Annotated in this window: 22 protein-coding genes and 1 pseudogene; 10 read left to right on the top strand and 13 right to left on the bottom strand. The window is 61.3% G+C overall.

The window, feature by feature from the left end:
* Positions 1-48: 48 nt before the first annotated feature.
* The 7 genes from murA to ACL9RJ_RS10040 all read right to left on the bottom strand — a co-directional run bounded on the left by murA (position 49) and on the right by ACL9RJ_RS10040 (position 4,747).
* Positions 49-1,314: a UDP-N-acetylglucosamine 1-carboxyvinyltransferase gene (gene murA / locus ACL9RJ_RS10010; RefSeq protein ID WP_017126518.1), complete on the bottom strand. Its 1,266-nt coding sequence runs from the start codon at positions 1,312-1,314 to the stop codon at positions 49-51.
* 24 nt (positions 1,315-1,338) lie between these two features.
* Positions 1,339-1,590, bottom strand: coding sequence for a BolA family protein (locus tag ACL9RJ_RS10015; protein WP_017126519.1), 252 nt, complete (start codon positions 1,588-1,590; stop codon positions 1,339-1,341).
* Positions 1,591-1,704: 114 nt separating this feature from the next.
* Positions 1,705-2,010, bottom strand: a complete 306-nt coding sequence (locus ACL9RJ_RS10020; RefSeq protein ID WP_017126520.1) for an STAS domain-containing protein — start codon at positions 2,008-2,010, stop codon at positions 1,705-1,707.
* Entirely contained in the window at positions 2,003-2,662 is a 660-nt protein-coding gene (locus tag ACL9RJ_RS10025) for an MlaC/ttg2D family ABC transporter substrate-binding protein (RefSeq protein WP_017126521.1), read from the bottom strand. Before ACL9RJ_RS10025 ends, ACL9RJ_RS10020 begins: the two co-directional genes overlap by 8 nt.
* An 11-nt stretch (positions 2,663-2,673) precedes the next feature.
* The gene (mlaD, locus tag ACL9RJ_RS10030) at positions 2,674-3,141 is read right to left on the bottom strand and encodes an outer membrane lipid asymmetry maintenance protein MlaD (RefSeq protein WP_017126522.1); all 468 of its coding nucleotides are present in this window, start codon (positions 3,139-3,141) and stop codon (positions 2,674-2,676) included.
* Positions 3,141-3,938: a lipid asymmetry maintenance ABC transporter permease subunit MlaE gene (gene mlaE / locus ACL9RJ_RS10035; RefSeq protein WP_017126523.1), complete on the bottom strand. Its 798-nt coding sequence runs from the start codon at positions 3,936-3,938 to the stop codon at positions 3,141-3,143. Before mlaE ends, mlaD begins: the two co-directional genes overlap by 1 nt.
* Positions 3,938-4,747: an ATP-binding cassette domain-containing protein gene (locus ACL9RJ_RS10040; protein WP_017126524.1), complete on the bottom strand. Its 810-nt coding sequence runs from the start codon at positions 4,745-4,747 to the stop codon at positions 3,938-3,940. Before ACL9RJ_RS10040 ends, mlaE begins: the two co-directional genes overlap by 1 nt.
* A 290-nt stretch (positions 4,748-5,037) precedes the next feature.
* On the opposite strand from ACL9RJ_RS10040, the gene ACL9RJ_RS10045 reads away from it, so the two are divergent.
* From ACL9RJ_RS10045 to ACL9RJ_RS10090, 10 genes are all read left to right on the top strand, one after another.
* Positions 5,038-6,012 carry a KpsF/GutQ family sugar-phosphate isomerase gene (locus ACL9RJ_RS10045; RefSeq protein ID WP_017126525.1) on the top strand — a complete coding sequence of 325 codons (975 nt, stop codon included), beginning with the start codon at positions 5,038-5,040 and terminating at the stop codon, positions 6,010-6,012.
* The gene (locus tag ACL9RJ_RS10050) at positions 6,013-6,537 is read left to right on the top strand and encodes a KdsC family phosphatase (protein ID WP_017126526.1); all 525 of its coding nucleotides are present in this window, start codon (positions 6,013-6,015) and stop codon (positions 6,535-6,537) included.
* Positions 6,538-6,545: 8 nt separating this feature from the next.
* Positions 6,546-7,118, top strand: coding sequence for an LPS export ABC transporter periplasmic protein LptC (lptC, locus tag ACL9RJ_RS10055; RefSeq protein WP_017126527.1), 573 nt, complete (start codon positions 6,546-6,548; stop codon positions 7,116-7,118).
* Positions 7,105-7,650 carry a lipopolysaccharide transport periplasmic protein LptA gene (gene lptA, locus ACL9RJ_RS10060; RefSeq protein ID WP_017126528.1) on the top strand — a complete coding sequence of 182 codons (546 nt, stop codon included), beginning with the start codon at positions 7,105-7,107 and terminating at the stop codon, positions 7,648-7,650. Before lptC ends, lptA begins: the two co-directional genes overlap by 14 nt.
* A complete protein-coding gene (gene lptB / locus ACL9RJ_RS10065) occupies positions 7,650-8,375 on the top strand; it encodes an LPS export ABC transporter ATP-binding protein (RefSeq protein ID WP_422765190.1) in 726 nt (241 codons plus the stop codon). Before lptA ends, lptB begins: the two co-directional genes overlap by 1 nt.
* 186 nt (positions 8,376-8,561) lie before the next feature.
* Complete coding sequence (locus ACL9RJ_RS10070) at positions 8,562-10,055, top strand: RNA polymerase factor sigma-54 (protein WP_042935433.1); 1,494 nt, start codon at positions 8,562-8,564, stop codon at positions 10,053-10,055.
* Between the two features lie 77 nt (positions 10,056-10,132).
* Positions 10,133-10,438 carry a ribosome hibernation-promoting factor, HPF/YfiA family gene (gene hpf, locus ACL9RJ_RS10075; protein ID WP_017126531.1) on the top strand — a complete coding sequence of 102 codons (306 nt, stop codon included), beginning with the start codon at positions 10,133-10,135 and terminating at the stop codon, positions 10,436-10,438.
* A gap of 9 nt (positions 10,439-10,447) precedes the next feature.
* Positions 10,448-10,912 (top strand): PTS IIA-like nitrogen regulatory protein PtsN, encoded by a 465-nt coding sequence (gene ptsN, locus ACL9RJ_RS10080; RefSeq protein ID WP_017126532.1) that lies wholly within the window; start codon positions 10,448-10,450, stop codon positions 10,910-10,912.
* 2 nt (positions 10,913-10,914) lie between these two features.
* Entirely contained in the window at positions 10,915-11,772 is an 858-nt protein-coding gene (gene rapZ / locus ACL9RJ_RS10085) for an RNase adapter RapZ (protein ID WP_017126533.1), read from the top strand.
* A 16-nt stretch (positions 11,773-11,788) separates the two neighbouring features.
* Positions 11,789-12,061: an HPr family phosphocarrier protein gene (locus ACL9RJ_RS10090; protein WP_017126534.1), complete on the top strand. Its 273-nt coding sequence runs from the start codon at positions 11,789-11,791 to the stop codon at positions 12,059-12,061.
* 79 nt (positions 12,062-12,140) lie between these two features.
* Here the strand turns inward: ACL9RJ_RS10090 and ACL9RJ_RS10095 are convergent.
* From ACL9RJ_RS10095 to pmbA, 6 genes and pseudogenes are all read right to left on the bottom strand, one after another.
* Positions 12,141-12,254 (bottom strand): annotated as a pseudogene (locus tag ACL9RJ_RS10095) (ZIP family metal transporter); the annotation flags it as partial.
* A 31-nt stretch (positions 12,255-12,285) separates the two neighbouring features.
* On the bottom strand, positions 12,286-12,897 hold the full coding sequence (locus ACL9RJ_RS10100) for a superoxide dismutase (protein WP_017126536.1): 612 nt from the start codon (positions 12,895-12,897) through the stop codon (positions 12,286-12,288).
* 1 nt (position 12,898) lies between these two features.
* Positions 12,899-13,339 carry a hypothetical protein gene (locus ACL9RJ_RS10105; protein WP_017126537.1) on the bottom strand — a complete coding sequence of 147 codons (441 nt, stop codon included), beginning with the start codon at positions 13,337-13,339 and terminating at the stop codon, positions 12,899-12,901.
* A 26-nt stretch (positions 13,340-13,365) separates the two neighbouring features.
* A complete protein-coding gene (locus ACL9RJ_RS10110) occupies positions 13,366-14,742 on the bottom strand; it encodes a class II fumarate hydratase (protein ID WP_017126538.1) in 1,377 nt (458 codons plus the stop codon).
* Positions 14,735-15,130, bottom strand: a complete 396-nt coding sequence (locus ACL9RJ_RS10115; RefSeq protein ID WP_017126539.1) for a hypothetical protein — start codon at positions 15,128-15,130, stop codon at positions 14,735-14,737. Before ACL9RJ_RS10115 ends, ACL9RJ_RS10110 begins: the two co-directional genes overlap by 8 nt.
* A gap of 152 nt (positions 15,131-15,282) precedes the next feature.
* Positions 15,283-16,629 (bottom strand): metalloprotease PmbA, encoded by a 1,347-nt coding sequence (gene pmbA, locus ACL9RJ_RS10120; protein WP_422765191.1) that lies wholly within the window; start codon positions 16,627-16,629, stop codon positions 15,283-15,285.
* Between the last annotated feature and the right edge of the window lie 37 nt (positions 16,630-16,666).

Raw genomic sequence — 16,666 nt, forward strand, 5'->3', positions numbered from 1 at the left:
CTCAGCTGCCTGACACAACGCTACCGCCAGCAGGCCGGCCCCCAGACACTAGCCCGGAACGCGGCGGATCTTGGCACCGAGCATCTGCAGCTTCTCTTCGATGCACTCGTAGCCACGGTCGATGTGGTAGATGCGGTCGATCAGCGTGTCGCCTTCGGCGGCCAGCGCCGAAATCACCAGGCTGGCCGAAGCCCGCAGGTCGGTGGCCATGACCGGAGCGCCCTTGAGGGTCTCGGTGCCGGTGACGATCGCGGTATTGCCTTCGACCTGGATCTTGGCGCCCATGCGGTGCAGCTCGTACACGTGCATGAAACGGTTTTCGAAGATGGTCTCGATCACCGCGCCAGTGCCTTCGGCAATGGCGTTGAGGGAGATGAACTGGGCCTGCATGTCGGTCGGGAACGCCGGGTACGGCGCGGTGCGCACGTTGACCGCCTTGGGTCGCTTGCCATGCATGTTCAGCTCGATCCAGTCTTCGCCGGTGGTGATCACCGCACCGGATTCCTTGAGCTTTTCCAGGACCGCTTCAAGGATGGTCGGATCGGTATCCTTGACCTTGACCCGGCCGCCGGTGACGGCAGCCGCCACCAGGTAGGTGCCGGTTTCGATACGGTCCGGCATGACCTTGTAGGTCGCCGAATGCAGGCGCTCGACGCCATCGATGGTAATGGTGTCGGAACCGGCGCCGGAGATCTTCGCGCCCATGGCAATCAGGAAGTTCGCCAGGTCGACCACTTCCGGTTCGCGCGCGGCGTTCTGCAGCACGCTGCGACCACGGGCCAGGGCCGCGGCCATCATGATGTTCTCGGTACCGGTCACGGAGACGGTATCGAAGAAGAAGTTCGCCCCGCGCAGGCCGCCTTCCGGCGCCTTGGCCTTGATGTAGCCGCCTTCGACGTCGATCACCGCGCCCATGGCTTCGAGGCCGCGGATGTGCAGGTCGACCGGACGCGAGCCGATGGCGCAACCGCCAGGCAGGGCGACTTCGGCTTCGCCGAAACGGGCAACCATCGGGCCCAGCACCAGGATCGACGCACGCATGGTTTTCACCAGCTCGTACGGTGCGATCAGGGTCTTGATGGTGCGCGGATCGATTTCCACGGAGAGCTTTTCGTCGATCACAGGCTCGATGCCCATGCGCCCGAACAGCTCGATCATGGTGGTGATGTCGTGCAGGTGCGGCAGATTGGCCACGGTGACCGGGCCATCGCACAGCAGGGTGGCGGCCAGGATCGGCAGGGCAGAGTTCTTTGCCCCGGAGATGCGGATTTCGCCATCAAGACGAACGCCGCCAGTAATAATCAGTTTATCCATAGGAATCTCGACGCCAGTTCAGGCTCAGGTGCGCTCGGCCCAGGCCGCGCGGCTGAAAAATTTCATAGTGACCGCATGGATGCTGCCATCGGCGATCCACGGGTTCAAATGGGCATAGACGCTCTGCTGACGCTTCACCGGGCTCAGGGCCGCCAGTTCGTCGCTGATCAGATTCAGCTGAAAGTTGCAGCCTTCGCCCTCAACTTCAACCTGTATGTGTGGAAGAGAGTCCGACAGTTTTTCTTCAAGGAAACTCTTTACTTCGGTGGCCTGCATGCTCAACCTCGATCGGCGCCCAACGCGCGCGGGTCGGCCATCATACAAAAAAGCCCCGCGCCTGCGAACCCCGCATTGCAGGACTCTGACGGGGGGCTTGTCTGTTTGTGGCAATCAATGGACGGCCAACAGCTCCGTCAACTCGGAAACTTCGGCGATTTCGCGCATGTCCAGGGGCATCGCCCGGATGCTCAACGACTTGCCATCCTGCGCCGCGTCCCGCATGAACGCCAGCAGCAGGGCCAGGCCGACGCTGCTGGATTTCTTCACGGCCGAACAGTCGACCACCAGGGCCAGCGCCTCGCTGGCCTTGATCAGCGCCTGGCCCTGCTTGCGCAAGGCCGGGCCGGTGCTGTAGTCGAGCACACCCTCCAGGTGCAATTCACCCGGCTCGCCGAGGCGAACGCTTGCTTCACTCACCGCCGCTATCCTTCTGCGGGTTCTTCTCGGATTCGGCCTTGGCCTTCTCCACTTCACCCGCCCAGCCGTCGATGGTCTTGTCCAGGTTGTTGCCGTTGCGCTGCATGGCATCGGCGAACTGGTCACGGAACAGCTTGCCGATGTTGATGCCGTTGATGATCACGTTGCGCAGCTTCCATTCACCGTTGATCTTCTCAAGGGTGTAGGACACCGGGTAGACCGCGCCGTTGTTGCCCTTGACGGTCATGCCGACGCTGGTGCGGTCGCCCGACTCATCCTTCGGCGCATCGACGGTGATGCCCTGGTTGTTGTATTCGAGCAAGGCATTGCCGTAGAACTGGAACAGTCCGCGCTTGAAGTTTTCCTGGAAGCGGGTCATCTGCTCGGGCGTGGCCTTGCGCGAGTACTTGACCGTCATGATGCTCTTGGAAATACCTTCGGCATCCACCACCGGACCGACGATGCTGTTCAGCGAGTTGTAGAAGTCCGACGGGTTCTGCTTGTACTTTTCCTTGTTCGCCGACAAGTCGGCCAACATGCGGTTGGTGGTGTCCTGCACCAGGTCGTGGGCAGAAGGCGCCGCCACGGCATTGCCCATCAGCGGCAGCGCCGCGAGCAACACCAGAAGGCTACGGCGCAAGGTAGAGATCATGGAAAAACTCCTCATTTGGCGTCTTTATTAACGGTATTGAGCAGGAATTTACCGATCAGATCTTCCAGTACCAGCGACGACTGGGTGTCATGGATGGTTCCACCATCCTTGAGCAGGGTGTCTTCCCCGCCAACGCTGATACCGATGTACTTCTCACCGAGCAAGCCCGCGGTGAGGATAGACGCGGTGGAGTCAGTCGGCAGGTTGTTCACGCGTTTTTCGACTTGCATGGTCACCCGGCCGGTGAAACTGTCGCGGTCCAGATCGATCGCCGTGACCTTGCCGATGGTTACGCCGGCCATGGTCACTTTAGCTCTGACAGTCAAACCGGCGATATTGTCGAAGTAGGCGTAAAGTTTATAGGTTTCGGTATTCGCCGTCGGGGACAGTCCACTGACCCGCAATGCCAGCAACAGCAAAGCCAGGATGCCAGCCAGCAAGAAAAGGCCGACACCGATTTCCAGGGTGCGGTTTTGCATCAGAAATCTCCAAACATCAAGGCGGTCAGAATAAAGTCCAGGCCGAGGACTGCCAGCGAGGCATAGACCACGGTCTTGGTCGTGGCACGGCTGATCCCTTCCGAAGTGGGTTCACAGTCGTAGCCTTGAAACACGGCAATCCAGGTCACCACGAAGGCGAACACGATACTTTTGATAATCCCGTTCAGCACGTCACCGCTGAAGGTCACGCTGTTCTGCATATTGGCCCAGTACGAGCCGTCGTAGACACCCAGCCAGTCCACCGCCACCCACGAACCGCCCCAGATCCCGACCACACTGAAGATCATCGCCAGCAGCGGCAGGGAAATGAAGCCGGCCCACAGCCGTGGCGCGACAATATACTTGAGTGGATCGACGCCGATCATCTCCAGGCTGGAAAGCTGCTCGGTGGATTTCATGTTGCCGATTTCCGCGGTCAGCGCCGAACCGGCGCGACCAGCGAACAGCAGGGCGGTCACCACCGGCCCCAACTCGCGCAGCAACGTCAGGGCGACCATCTGCCCCACCGCCTGTTCGGAGCCATAGCTGGAAAGGATATTGAAGCCCTGCAGCGCCAGCACCATGCCGATGAACACCCCGGACACGACGATGATCACCAGGGACATCACCCCCACGGAGTGCAGTTGCCTGACCAGCAGGCCGAAACCTCCGCCGATCCCGCCGCGACCGAACAGCACATGGAACAGGAACAGCGTCGAACGCCCGAGCACCGCGAGCACATCGATGCCCGAGCGCCCGAACAGGCGAATTCTCTCGATTAATGATTTCTTGCGCATCAGCGCTTCCCCAACAGGTCTGCGCGGTAATCCGACGCCGGATAATGGAACGGCACGGGCCCGTCCGGATCGCCGGTCATGAACTGGCGGATACGCGGGTTGTCGGCGTTCATCAACTCTTCGGGCGTGCCCTGCCCCAGCACCTGCCCGTCGCCTACCACATAGAGGTAGTCGGCGATGCTCGCGGTTTCCGCCAGGTCATGGGACACCACGATACTGGTAATCCCCAGCGCATCGTTGAGCAGGCGGATCAGACGCACCAGCACGCCCATGGCGATCGGGTCCTGCCCCACGAAAGGCTCGTCGTACATGAGGATCTGCGGGTCGAGGGCAATCGCCCGCGCCAGCGCCACGCGACGCTTCATGCCGCCGGACAGCTCGTCCGGCATCAGGTCGACCGCACCGCGCAGGCCGACCGCCTGCAGCTTGAGCAGGACGATATCGCGGATCATCTCTTCCGGCAGCTCGGTGTGGACCCGCAGCGGAAAGGCGACGTTTTCGAAGACATCGAGATCGGTGAACAGCGCGCCGCTCTGGAACAGGACGCCCATGTGCTTGCGGGCGTCGAACAGATCGCCACGGGATAACGTCGGAAGATTCTGACCGTTGACCCACACCTCGCCGCTGCTCGGACGCAACTGGGCACCCATCAGCCGCAACAGGGTGGTCTTGCCGCATCCGGAGGGCCCCATGATGCCGGTGACCTTGCCCCGCGGAATGCGAATATCGACATTATTGAAGATGCTGCGCGCGCCGCGCTTGAAGGTGACACCCTTCAGCTCGACCGCGTAGGCGTTATCGGCGCTCATCTAAACTCCTTGCGATGCAGCCTCTGACTCGGACACCAGGCCTCTGTAAAAGAGGCGCGCACTTCCTGAGCGGGCCGAACTGGTCGCGAACTATATCATTGCTGATACGAGGCGCCCAAGGCCGAAGCCGTGCTTGTTCAGGATAGGTACAGCCCGTTTTGACACACTGCGGGGTGAAAACTGACGGCAGGGTCCTACACTCAATAAGCAAAGCGCAACGATCAAGCGTGAGGGAATCGTTCATTGCCGCTATAATCGCGCCTTTTCATCAGGCTAATACGATTTCTGACATGAGCCAATCCAGCGACCTGATTCAATCGGCACAACGCACCATCCGCCTCGAAGTAGAAGCCGTAGAAGGCTTGTTGGCCCATATCGACGCAGATTTCGTACGCGCTTGCGAGATGATTCTGGCCAGCAAAGGCCGCGTGGTCGTGGTCGGCATGGGCAAGTCCGGGCATATCGGCAACAAGATCGCCGCGACCCTGGCCAGCACCGGCACCACGGCTTTTTTTGTCCATCCGGCGGAAGCCAGCCACGGCGACATGGGCATGATCACCCGGGATGACATCATCCTGGCGCTGTCCAATTCCGGCTCGACCGCGGAAATCGTTACCCTGCTGCCACTGATCAAGCGTCTGGGCATCCAGTTGATCAGCCTGACCGGCAACCCGGATTCGCCGCTGGCCAAGGCCGCCGAGGTCAACCTGAACGTGCATGTCGAGCACGAGGCCTGCCCGCTGAACCTGGCGCCCACCTCCTCGACCACCGCCGCGCTGGTGATGGGCGATGCCCTCGCCGTCGCCCTGCTGGAAGCCCGTGGCTTCACCGCCGAAGACTTCGCCTTTTCCCATCCGGGTGGCGCCCTCGGCCGCCGCCTGTTGCTGAAAGTGGAAAACGTCATGCATGCCGGCGACGAGCTGCCGCAGGTATTGCGCGGCACGCTGTTAAAAAACGCACTAATGGAAATGACTCGCAAAGGCCTGGGCATGACCGTGATCGTCGAGGCCGATGGCCGCCTCGCCGGGATCTTTACCGATGGCGACCTGCGCCGCACCCTGGATCGCACCATCGATATCCACAGCGCCCTGATCGAGGACGTCATGACCCCCCACGGCAAGACCGCGCGGGCCGAGATGCTCGCCGCCGAAGCCCTGAAGATCATGGAAGACCATAAAATCAGCGCACTGGTGGTGGTCGATGACGAGGATCGCCCGGTGGGCGCCTTGAACATGCACGACCTGCTGCGCGCGGGAGTGATGTAAATGAGCACCGATCTGCTGCAACGCGGCAAGCACATCAAGCTGGCGGTCTTCGACGTCGACGGCGTACTGACCGACGGTCGCCTGTATTTCCTCGAGGACGGCACCGAATTCAAGTCGTTCAGCACCCTGGACGGCCAGGGCATCAAGATGCTGATGGCCGCGGGCGTGCAAACCGCTATCATCAGCGGCCGCAAGACCACGCTGGTCGAGCGGCGCGCGAAGAACCTCGGTATCCCGCACGTGTTCCAGGGTCGTGAAGACAAACTGGTGGTGCTTGACGCCCTGCTGGCCGAACTCGGCCTAAGCTATGAACAGGTTGCCTATCTGGGCGACGACCTGCCGGACCTGCCGGTGATCCGTCGCGTCGGGCTGGGCATGGCCGTGGCCAACGCCGCGGGTTTTGTCCGCGAGCACGCGCACGGTGTCACCCAGGCCCGTGGCGGCGAAGGTGCCGCCCGCGAATTCTGCGAGTTGATCCTGCGTGCCCAGGACAGCCTTGAAGCGGCCCACGCCGCCTACCTGTAGAGCTATTTATGCTGAGCAAGAAAATTCGCAATATTGTGCTGTTCGCAGTTATTGCCGCCCTGTTCGCGGCTGTTGGCTACTGGAACATCAGCCCGGAACGCTTCCTGGAACAGACGGCCGCGCCAGTCGACAGCACGCTCGTCGACTACTATGCGATCAACGCCCACAGCGTCCAGTACATGCCCGACGGCAAGGTGCAGTACGACATGACCGGCGACAAGGTCGAGCACCTCAAGGTGTCCGATGTGACCCTGGTGACCAAGCCCGACCTGCAACTCTATCGCGGCACGGCCTTCCCCTGGCATGTCCAGAGCGAACGCGCCGAGGTGAATCCGGACGGCACCCAGGTCGAACTGATCGACTCGGTACGCATCGCGCGCACCGATGAGAAGCAACGCAATATCGTCATCACCAGTAGCCGAATGACAGTATTCCCGCAGAAGCAATATGCGCAGACCGAGCAAGCCGTTAGAATCGACGGCCCCAACGGCGTGACCACGGGCACAGGCATGAAAGCCTATTTGGAAGAAAGCAGGATGCACCTGCTATCGAACGTAAGAGGACAGTATGAGTCTCGTTAAAACCCTCCCGATTTTGCTCAGCCTGGGCGCAGCACTGGGAAGCGTGAGCGCCTGGGCTCTGCCGAACGACAGCGAGCAGCCCATCCGCATTCAAGCTGACGACGCTCAACTGGATGACAAGCAAGGCATCGCCACCTACAAGGGCGACGTCATCATCACTCAGGGTTCGATGATCGTTAAGGGTAATACCGTGACGCTCACCCGCACCAAGGACGGCGCCATCGACGTGGTGACCTCCGTGGGCAACCTGGCCTACTTCGAACAGCGGCAGAAAGCCACCGACCCGCAGCCGGTCAAGGGCTACGGCAAGACCATCCAGTACCATGCGCAACAGAACCGCATCGTCCTGATCGACCAGGCCAAGGTGATCAACGATGGCAACACCACCGAAGGCGAGAAGATCGTCTACGACACGGTGAAGCAGGTGGCTACCGCCGGTCGCGCCAATGGCACGCCGATCACCACGCCACGCCAGCGCATCGACATGGTTATCCAACCGAAAAAGAAAACTGACGAGCAAAAGGCCCAGTAATGGCAATTTTGAAAGCTCAGCATCTGGCCAAAGCCTACAAGAGTCGCCAGGTGGTGCGTGACGTCAGCCTGTCGATCGAAAGCGGCCAGATTGTCGGCCTGCTCGGCCCCAACGGTGCCGGCAAGACCACCTGCTTCTACATGATCGTCGGCCTGGTCCAGGCCGACCAGGGTCGCGTGCTGATCGACGACCAGGACGTCAGCCACCAGCCGATGCACGGCCGCGCGCGCGCGGGTATCGGCTACCTGCCCCAGGAAGCCTCGATCTTCCGCAAGCTCTCGGTGGCCGACAACATCATGGCGATCCTCGAGACCCGCAAGGAACTCGACAAGGCCGCCCGGCGCAAGGAACTGGAAAGCCTGCTGCAGGAATTCCACATCAGCCATATCCGTGACAACCTCGGCATGAGCCTGTCCGGTGGCGAACGCCGCCGGGTGGAAATCGCCCGCGCCCTGGCCACCGCGCCCAAGTTCATCCTGCTGGACGAACCGTTCGCCGGTGTCGACCCGATTTCCGTGGGCGACATCAAGCAGATCATCCATCACCTCAAGGCCAAGGGCATCGGTGTACTGATCACCGACCACAACGTCCGCGAGACCCTGGACATCTGCGAAACCGCTTATATCGTCAATGATGGGCAACTGATCGCCGAAGGCGATTCGGCCACCATCCTGGCCAACGATCTGGTCAAGGAAGTCTATCTGGGCCATGAGTTCCGCCTGTAAGCCCGACGGTGTTTGACCGCCCGCCTGAGCGCCGGAATGTTCGATAAAGCGTCACATGCTTTTATTGTTACAGCGCTCTAGGCAAACACTCCGGTTTCAGGCATATAATTTGCTTATGTTTGGCGCTTCGGCGCCCTGTAGTGGATGGCGCATGCGCGCCGGCAAATAAGGTGTTAAGCCCCTGCCATGAAACCATCGCTAGTCCTGAGAATGGGCCAGCAGCTGACGATGACACCGCAGCTGCAACAGGCCATCCGCCTGCTCCAATTGTCGACCCTGGACCTTCAGCAGGAAATCCAGGAGGCCCTGGAATCCAATCCGATGCTCGAACGCCAGGAAGAAGGCGACGACTTCGATAATGCCGATCCACTGGCCGACAACGCCGAGCAAAAACCCAACACCGACGTCCAGGAACCCTCCTACCAGGAAACCGCGCCCACGGTCGACAACCTCGAGGAAGGCGACTGGAACGAACGCATTCCCAACGAACTCCCGGTCGACACCGCCTGGGAAGACGTCTACCAGACCAGCGCCAGCAGCCTGCCCAGCAACGATGACGACGAGTGGGACTTCACCACCCGTACATCCGCCGGGGAAAGCCTGCAAAGCCACCTGCTGTGGCAGCTGAACCTGGCCCCGATGTCCGACACCGACCGGCTGATCGCCGTGACCCTGATCGACTGCATCAACAATCAGGGCTACCTGGACGAGACCCTCGAGGAAATCCTCGACGCCTTCGATCCGGAACTGGATATCGAGCTCGACGAGATCGAAGCCGTCCTGCACCGCATCCAGCAGTTCGAACCGGCCGGCATCGGCGCGCGCAACCTCGGCGAATGCCTGCTGCTGCAATTGCGCCAGCTGCCGGCCAAGACCCCGTGGCTGAGCGAAGCGCAACGCCTGGTCAGCGACTACATCGACCTGCTGGGCAGCCGCGACTACAGCCAGCTGATGCGCCGCATGAAGCTCAAGGAAGACGAGCTGCGCCAGGTCATCGAGCTGGTGCAGAGCCTCAACCCGCGCCCGGGCTCGCAGATCGAGTCCACCGAAGCCGAATACGTGGTGCCCGACGTCATCGTGCGCAAGGACAACGAGCGCTGGCTGGTGGAACTGAACCAGGAGTCGGTACCACGCCTGCGGGTCAATCCGCAGTACGCCGGTTTTGTCCGCCGTGCCGATACCAGCGCCGACAACACCTTCATGCGCAACCAGTTGCAGGAAGCCCGCTGGTTCATCAAGAGCCTGCAGAGCCGCAACGAAACCCTGATGAAGGTCGCCACCCAGATCGTCGAGCACCAGCGCGGCTTCCTGGAATATGGCGATGAAGCGATGAAGCCGCTGGTCCTGCATGACATCGCCGAAGCCGTGGGCATGCACGAGTCGACGATTTCCCGGGTCACCACGCAGAAATTCATGCATACCCCCCGCGGTATTTATGAGCTGAAATACTTTTTCTCCAGCCATGTCAGCACCTCCGAAGGCGGCGAATGCTCGTCCACGGCGATCCGCGCGATCATCAAGAAACTGGTTGCGGCGGAAAATCAGAAAAAGCCGTTGAGTGACAGCAAGATCGCTGGTTTACTGGAGGCACAAGGCATTCAGGTCGCCCGTCGTACCGTCGCCAAGTACCGCGAGTCCCTCGGGATCGCGCCTTCCAGCGAACGGAAGCGGTTGATGTAACCGCCGGGCGTGCCACAGCGTTCCAGTGGCAGGCATACGCCTGCCGCTTTATGCACTGGCAACGAAGGAGAAGCTGTATGCAAGTCAACATCAGTGGACACCAACTGGAAGTGACCGAACCCCTGCGTGCCTACATCGGCGAGAAGCTCGACCGATTAGAGCGCCACTTCGACAAGATCACCAACGTACAGGTGACAATGGCCGTCGAAAAACTGAAGCAGAAAATCGAAGCCACTCTGCACATTCACGGTGGTGAGGTGGTCGCCAACGCCGAACATGACGACATGTATGCCGCGATCGACCTGCTTACCGACAAGCTGGACCGCCAACTGAAAAAGCATAAGGAAAAGAACCTGCACCTGCTCCAAGGTACAGGTCGCTAACACCCACCCATGATTCGACTTGAAAACATCCTGACCCCCGGCCGTTCCCTGGTGAACGTGCCGGGCGGCAGTAAAAAACGCGCCCTCGAACAAATTGCCAACCTGATCGCCCGTGAAGTGCCTGATCTGGAAATGCAGGATGTCTACGAGAGCCTGATTGCCCGTGAAAAACTCGGCTCGACCGGTTTTGGCAACGGCATCGCCATTCCCCACTGCCGCCTCAAAGGTTGCGAGTCGCCCATCAGTGCCCTGATGCACCTGGACGCTCCCATCGATTTCGACGCCATCGACGGTGCCCCGGTCGACCTGCTGTTCGTACTGCTGGTCCCGCAGGCCGCCACCGATGCGCACCTGGAACTGCTCCGGCAGATCGCCAGCATGCTCGATCGCAAGGAGGTACGTGACCGCCTGCGTAGCGCACCGAGCAATGAAGCCCTGTATCAGGTTGTCCTGGACGTACAGAACGGTCATTAATCATGCGCTTGATCATCGTCAGCGGTCGCTCCGGCTCAGGTAAAAGCACTGCCCTCGATGTCCTCGAGGACAACGGCTATTACTGCATCGACAACCTGCCGGCCGGCCTGCTGCCGGAACTGGCCGAGCGGGCGCTGATCCATACCGAGCTGGCACAACCGCTGGTCGCCGTGTCCATTGACGCGCGCAACCTGCCCAGCCACCTGTCGCGTTTTCCCGAGTTGCTGGACGAAGTCCGCGGCCGGCATATCCAGTGTGACGTGCTGTACCTGGACGCCGACGAGGAAACCCTGCTCAAGCGTTTCTCCGAGACCCGCCGGCGCCATCCCCTGAGCAGCGCCAACCGTTCGCTGGCCGAAGCCATCCGCGACGAGAGCAACCTGCTGGGACCGATTGCCGACCTCGCCGACCTCAAGGTCAACACCACCAACCTCAACCTGTACCAGCTACGGGATACCATCAAGCTGCGCCTGCTGAACCAGCCGGAACCGGGGACCGCGTTCCTGGTGGAGTCGTTCGGCTTCAAGCGCGGCATGCCGGTGGACGCCGACCTGGTATTTGACGTACGGTGCCTGCCCAATCCGTACTGGAAACCCGAACTGCGCGAGCAATCCGGGCTCGACGGCCCGGTGGCCGAGTACCTGGCCGCGCAACCGGATGTCGAGGAAATGTTCCAGGACATTTCCAGCTACCTGCTCAAATGGTTGCCACGCTTCGCCGCCAGCAACCGGGCTTATGTCACCATTGCCATTGGCTGTACCGGCGGGCACCATCGCTCCGTCTACCTGACCGAACGCCTTGGCCAGGTTCTGCAACAATCCCTGAAGAACGTCCAGGTCCGCCACCGCGACCTTAGCTGAAAGGATCACCATCGCGATGCCCGCTCTGGAAATTGAAATCATCAACAAACTGGGTTTGCATGCCCGCGCTTCCGCCAAGTTCGTCGGCGTTGCCGGTCAGTACCCCTGTCAGATCCGGGTAGGTCGTACGCCCGAGAGCATGGTCGATGGCAAGAGCATCATGGCCATGATGATGCTGGCGGCCGGCAAGGGCACCATGATCCACATGCAGACCGAAGGCGAACAGGAAGACGAGGCGATGGCGGCACTGGTGGCGCTGATCAACAACTACTTCGATGAGGGCGGTTGAGCTGGCGCGACGCCGCACCGCAGTGATGGCGTTCGACTGAACGCCATGGGACCGGGCTGACTCCCTGCTACAGCCCTTCCAGCCAGCCCAGCAGTCGGGCAACCAGCAACACCATCCCCGCCAGCAGCAACAGCCAGCCGACTCCGAAGCGAAATAGTCGCCCTCTGCTCATTGCCACGGTTTCAGTCCCCATCATCGGCTTTGGATCTTGTTGGTTATAGGGTTCACGCCAGTGCCGCGAGATAACGCCGTTCGACCTCTGGCCAGTTGATCACGTTGTAGAACGCATTGATGTATTCCGGACGGCGGTTCTGGTACAGCAGGTAATAGGCGTGCTCCCAGACATCCAGGCCGAGGATCGGGGTATTGCCGTTCATCAGCGGGCTGTCCTGGTTACCGCTGCTTTCAACCACCAGCTTTTTCTGCGGGGTCACGCTCAACCAGGCCCAACCGCTGCCGAAGCGCGTCAGTGCCGCCTTGGTAAAGGCCTCCTTGAACGCCTCGAAGCCGCCCAGTTGTTCGTCGATGGCCTGGCCCAGCGCCGCTTCCGGCTCACCGCCACCCAACGGGCTCATGACCGCCCAGAACAGCGAATGGTTGGCATGGCCACCACCGTGGTTGATCACAGCCGGGCGGATCTTTTCCGGCAGTTGCTGGACCGCGGCCACCAGTTCTTCCACCGGCCAATCGGCCCATTCCAAGCCCTCCACCGCCGCATTGAGGTTGGTGATGTAGGTCTGATGATGCCTGGTATGGTGGATTTCCATGGTCTTGGCATCGATATGCGGTTCCAGGGCATCGTAGTTGTAAGGCAGCGCAGGCAAGGTGTAGGTCATTTCAATGAACTCCATGTTGATGACGCGTCGGGGTCGATCCCGAGGAGGCCGTCTGGCTGTAGAGCAGGCGGCTGGTGCGGGGGTATTCGCCGTGTTCGCTGATAAAGGCGAGCAATTCGACGTAGGTCTTGCTGCTCTGATGCATCGCCGCCTCGCGCAGTGGCGGCGCAAGCCGGGTGTCCTGCATCGTCTGCAGCAGGCGCTGATGGATCGCGCACAGGTACTCGACGCTTTCTTCGGGCTGATTGAGCCGCAAGTGGAGGTCCGCCAGGTTGTGGTGGGAAATCACGCAGGCGGCCACCGCCTCCTCGGCGTCCGGCCAGCGCTCGAACAACACCTGTGCCAGGGCCAGGGCCTGCAGGTAGTGCTCGCGGGCATCGACCAGCTCGCCCAGGTTGAAATAGCGGTTGGCCCTTTCGATCGTGCGTTTCCAGTGTTCCATGACGAACCTCCAGGCAATGCAGTGGGTTACACGCCGCCAGCGGTGAGCTTTTCCGGATCCAGCAGGGTTTCCAGCTGGCTGCGCGGCAGATCGGTGTGTTCAAGCGCGACATCGATGATCGGACGGCCTTGCTGATAGGCCTTCTTGGCAATCTCGGCGGCCTTCTGGTAGCCGATGATCGGGTTGAGTGCGGTGACCAGGATCGGATTGCGCGACAACGCTTCCTTGAGCTTGGCTTCGTTGACCTTGAAGCTGGCGATAGCCTTGTCGGCCAGCAGGCGACTGACGTTCGCCAGCAGTTCGATACTGCTCAACAGATTCTGGGCGATGATCGGCAGCATCACGTTCAGTTCGAAGTTGCCTGACTGCCCGGCCACGGTGATCGCACTGTCGTTGCCGATGACCTGCGCCGCCACCATCGCGGTAGCCTCCGGGATCACCGGATTGACCTTGCCCGGCATGATCGACGATCCCGGCTGCAAGGCTTCCAGCTCGATCTCGCCGAGGCCGGCCAGGGGGCCGGAGTTCATCCAGCGCAGGTCGTTGGCGATCTTCATCAGCGACACCGCGGTGGTTTTCAACTGACCGGACACCGCGACAGCCGTGTCCTGGGAACCGATCAGCGCAAACAGGTTATGGCCCGGGGTGAATTGCACATGGGTCAAGGCGCTCAGTTGCCGACTGAACAGCTCGGCGAACTGCGGGTGGGCATTGATCCCGGTGCCGACCGCCGTACCGCCCTGGGCCAGGGATTGCAGGCTCGGCAGCAGGTCCCGCAGATGCTGGACATTGGCCTTGAGTTGCGCCGCCCAGCCGTTGAGTACCTGGCTCAGGCGAACCGGCATGGCGTCCATCAGGTGGGTACGGCCGGTCTTGATAAACGGATGGACCTGCCCGGCCTTGGCTTCGGTGACCTGCACCAGGTGCGCCAGTGCCGGCAGCAATTGTTCGTGCAACGCCAGGGCGGCGCTGACATGAATGGTGGTCGGGATGATGTCGTTGCTGCTTTGCCCGCAATTGACGTGGTCGTTGGGGTTGACCGGCTCGCCGAGCAAACGGCTGGCGAGGGTCGCGATCACTTCGTTGGCATTCATGTTGGAGCTGGTGCCGGAGCCGGTCTGATAGATATCCACCGGGAAATGCGCCATGAAGTCGCCTTCCAGCAGGCCCTGGCAGGCATCGACGATGGCCTTGCCCTGCGCAGCGCTCAACTGCCGCAATTCGACGTTGGCCTGGGCCGCCGCCGCCTTGGCGAGGATCAGCGCACGGATGAATTGCGTCGGCATGCGCAGGCGACTGATGGGAAAGTTGTTCACCGCGCGCTGGGTCTGGGCACCATACAAGGCCTCGGCCGGCACCTGCAGTTCGCCCATGCTGTCGCGTTCGATACGGGTATTACTCATCGGGGAATCCTTGCACCAGTTCAGTCAGGGGAATGGAAGGCAGCAGCGAACAGGTCGCCAACTGCCAGGCAAAGCTTTGCCAGCGGCGCAACCGACAGTTGCACAGCGCCTGGCGCTCCAGGTCGCGCAGCGGACGCCAGGCCTGGTCCAGGCACAACGAACGCCAGTGCCAGGGCAACGCGGTGTCGGCGGCCGTGTCGAGCAACAGGCGAAAGGCGGTTTCGGCAATGGTCCACGGCGAGGTGGCCGTACAGCAGGCCAGATAGCGGCCTTCGGCGAGGTAGTGCTCGATCAGCCGGGGTTCATCCGGCAGCAATGCGCAGCGGATCTGGCGGCTCATCCAGCGCCAGCTTTCCAGGTAGGGTTGCTCATGCAAGGCAGAACTCATGACCCAGGCTCATTCGATAATGAGATTTATTATTATATGATATTGAGAATCAAGACAAGCACATAAGCCTATCTATCAGCGGCGGGAGCCAGGCAAAAAAAAAGCGTGTCACCCAGTGGGTGACACGCTTCGTGTGCAGCCGGCCAGCGGAATCAGCTGCCCGCCACGGTCATCCGCTCGATCAGTACCGAGCCTGTGCGGATATTGCTGCGCAGTTCGAGATCGCTGCCAACGGCGACGATCTGCTTGAACATGTCGCGCATATTGCCGGCAATGGTCACTTCCTGGACCGGGAACTGGATTTCGCCGTTCTCGACCCAGAAACCCGCCGCGCCGCGGGAGTAGTCACCGGTGACCATGTTCAGGCCATGGCCCATCAGTTCGGTGACCAGCAGGCCACGGCCCATGCGACGGATCAGGGCATCCTGGTCCTCGACGCCGTGGGTGACGAACAGATTGTGCACGCCACCGGAGTTGGCGGTACTCGGCAGGCCCAGCTTGCGCCCCGAATACGTGCCCAGCACATAGGACACCAGGGTGCCATTTTCGACGAACGGCTTGGCGTAGGTCGCCAGGCCATCACCGTCGAATGCCGAACTGCCCATGGCGCGCATCAGATGCGGGCGCTCGTCGAGGGTCAGCCATTCCGGGAACAGGCACTGTCCCATCGCGCCCTCGAGGAACGACGACTTGCGGTACAGGTTGCCGCCGGAAATCGCCGAGAGGAAGCTGCCGAACAGGCCACCGGCCAGTTCCGCGGAAAACAGCACCGGGACTTCGCAGGTCGGGACCGGTCGGGCGCCCAGACGGCTGGCCGCCCGCTGCGCGGCTTTCTGGCCGATGATCACGGCGTCGGTCAGCAATTCGCCCTGGCGATTCACGTCATACCAGTAATCGCGCTGCATCTGCCCGTCGCCTTCGGCGATCATCACGCAGCTCAGGCTGTGGCGAGTCGACGCGGAACCGCCGATAAAGCCATGGCTGTTGCCATAGACACGGCAGCCCTGACCAGTGGTCAGCGTGGTGCCATCGGCATTCTTGATCCGTGGATCGGCATCGAACGCCGCCGCCTCACAGATCAGCGCCCGTTCGATGGCCTGCTCCGGAGTGATGTCCCACGCGTGGAACAGGTCGAAATCCTTCAGGTCCTTTGCCATCAGGGCGGCATCCGCCAGGCCCGAACTCTCGTCTTCGGAAGTATGTTTCGCTATCGCCAGCGCGGCCGCGACGGTTTCGCGAATCGCCTCCGCGCCACTGGCCGAAGTGCTGGCCGAGCCCTTGCGCTGCCCCACATACAGGGTGATGCCAAAGCCCTGGTCGCGGTTGAACTCGACCGTCTCCACTTCCCGCTGGCGCACCGAAGTCGACAAACCCTGCTCCAGGGACACCGCCACTTCACAGGCACTGGCGCCCTGGCGCTTGGCTTCGGCGAGAATCTGCTCGACCTGCTCCTGCAGTGCCGGCAAAGCCTGCGGGCCGACGCTTTGTGCTGCACTCATGGTTCTCTCCAATCAAATTCGGCTTTCGGTCAAGGTC

The organism is Pseudomonas sp. Mn2068, assembly GCF_049319725.1.
Classification (GTDB): domain Bacteria; phylum Pseudomonadota; class Gammaproteobacteria; order Pseudomonadales; family Pseudomonadaceae; genus Aquipseudomonas; species Aquipseudomonas gingeri.

Bases quoted from the DNA above. Each gene is read 5' to 3' on its own strand.
- murA (WP_017126518.1), bottom strand. From the start codon at position 1,314: ATGGATAAACTGATTATTACTGGCGGCGTTCGTCTTGATGGCGAAATC.
- ACL9RJ_RS10015 (WP_017126519.1), bottom strand. From the start codon at position 1,590: ATGCAGGCCACCGAAGTAAAGAGTTTCCTTGAAGAAAAACTGTCGGAC.
- ACL9RJ_RS10025 (WP_017126521.1), bottom strand. From the start codon at position 2,662: ATGATCTCTACCTTGCGCCGTAGCCTTCTGGTGTTGCTCGCGGCGCTG.
- mlaD (WP_017126522.1), bottom strand. From the start codon at position 3,141: ATGCAAAACCGCACCCTGGAAATCGGTGTCGGCCTTTTCTTGCTGGCT.
- mlaE (WP_017126523.1), bottom strand. From the start codon at position 3,938: ATGCGCAAGAAATCATTAATCGAGAGAATTCGCCTGTTCGGGCGCTCG.
- ACL9RJ_RS10040 (WP_017126524.1), bottom strand. From the start codon at position 4,747: ATGAGCGCCGATAACGCCTACGCGGTCGAGCTGAAGGGTGTCACCTTC.
- ACL9RJ_RS10045 (WP_017126525.1), top strand. From the start codon at position 5,038: ATGAGCCAATCCAGCGACCTGATTCAATCGGCACAACGCACCATCCGC.
- ACL9RJ_RS10050 (WP_017126526.1), top strand. From the start codon at position 6,013: ATGAGCACCGATCTGCTGCAACGCGGCAAGCACATCAAGCTGGCGGTC.
- lptC (WP_017126527.1), top strand. From the start codon at position 6,546: ATGCTGAGCAAGAAAATTCGCAATATTGTGCTGTTCGCAGTTATTGCC.
- lptA (WP_017126528.1), top strand. From the start codon at position 7,105: ATGAGTCTCGTTAAAACCCTCCCGATTTTGCTCAGCCTGGGCGCAGCA.
- lptB (WP_422765190.1), top strand. From the start codon at position 7,650: ATGGCAATTTTGAAAGCTCAGCATCTGGCCAAAGCCTACAAGAGTCGC.
- ACL9RJ_RS10070 (WP_042935433.1), top strand. From the start codon at position 8,562: ATGAAACCATCGCTAGTCCTGAGAATGGGCCAGCAGCTGACGATGACA.
- hpf (WP_017126531.1), top strand. From the start codon at position 10,133: ATGCAAGTCAACATCAGTGGACACCAACTGGAAGTGACCGAACCCCTG.
- ptsN (WP_017126532.1), top strand. From the start codon at position 10,448: ATGATTCGACTTGAAAACATCCTGACCCCCGGCCGTTCCCTGGTGAAC.
- rapZ (WP_017126533.1), top strand. From the start codon at position 10,915: ATGCGCTTGATCATCGTCAGCGGTCGCTCCGGCTCAGGTAAAAGCACT.
- ACL9RJ_RS10090 (WP_017126534.1), top strand. From the start codon at position 11,789: ATGCCCGCTCTGGAAATTGAAATCATCAACAAACTGGGTTTGCATGCC.
- ACL9RJ_RS10100 (WP_017126536.1), bottom strand. From the start codon at position 12,897: ATGACCTACACCTTGCCTGCGCTGCCTTACAACTACGATGCCCTGGAA.
- ACL9RJ_RS10105 (WP_017126537.1), bottom strand. From the start codon at position 13,339: ATGGAACACTGGAAACGCACGATCGAAAGGGCCAACCGCTATTTCAAC.
- ACL9RJ_RS10110 (WP_017126538.1), bottom strand. From the start codon at position 14,742: ATGAGTAATACCCGTATCGAACGCGACAGCATGGGCGAACTGCAGGTG.
- ACL9RJ_RS10115 (WP_017126539.1), bottom strand. From the start codon at position 15,130: ATGAGTTCTGCCTTGCATGAGCAACCCTACCTGGAAAGCTGGCGCTGG.
- pmbA (WP_422765191.1), bottom strand. From the start codon at position 16,629: ATGAGTGCAGCACAAAGCGTCGGCCCGCAGGCTTTGCCGGCACTGCAG.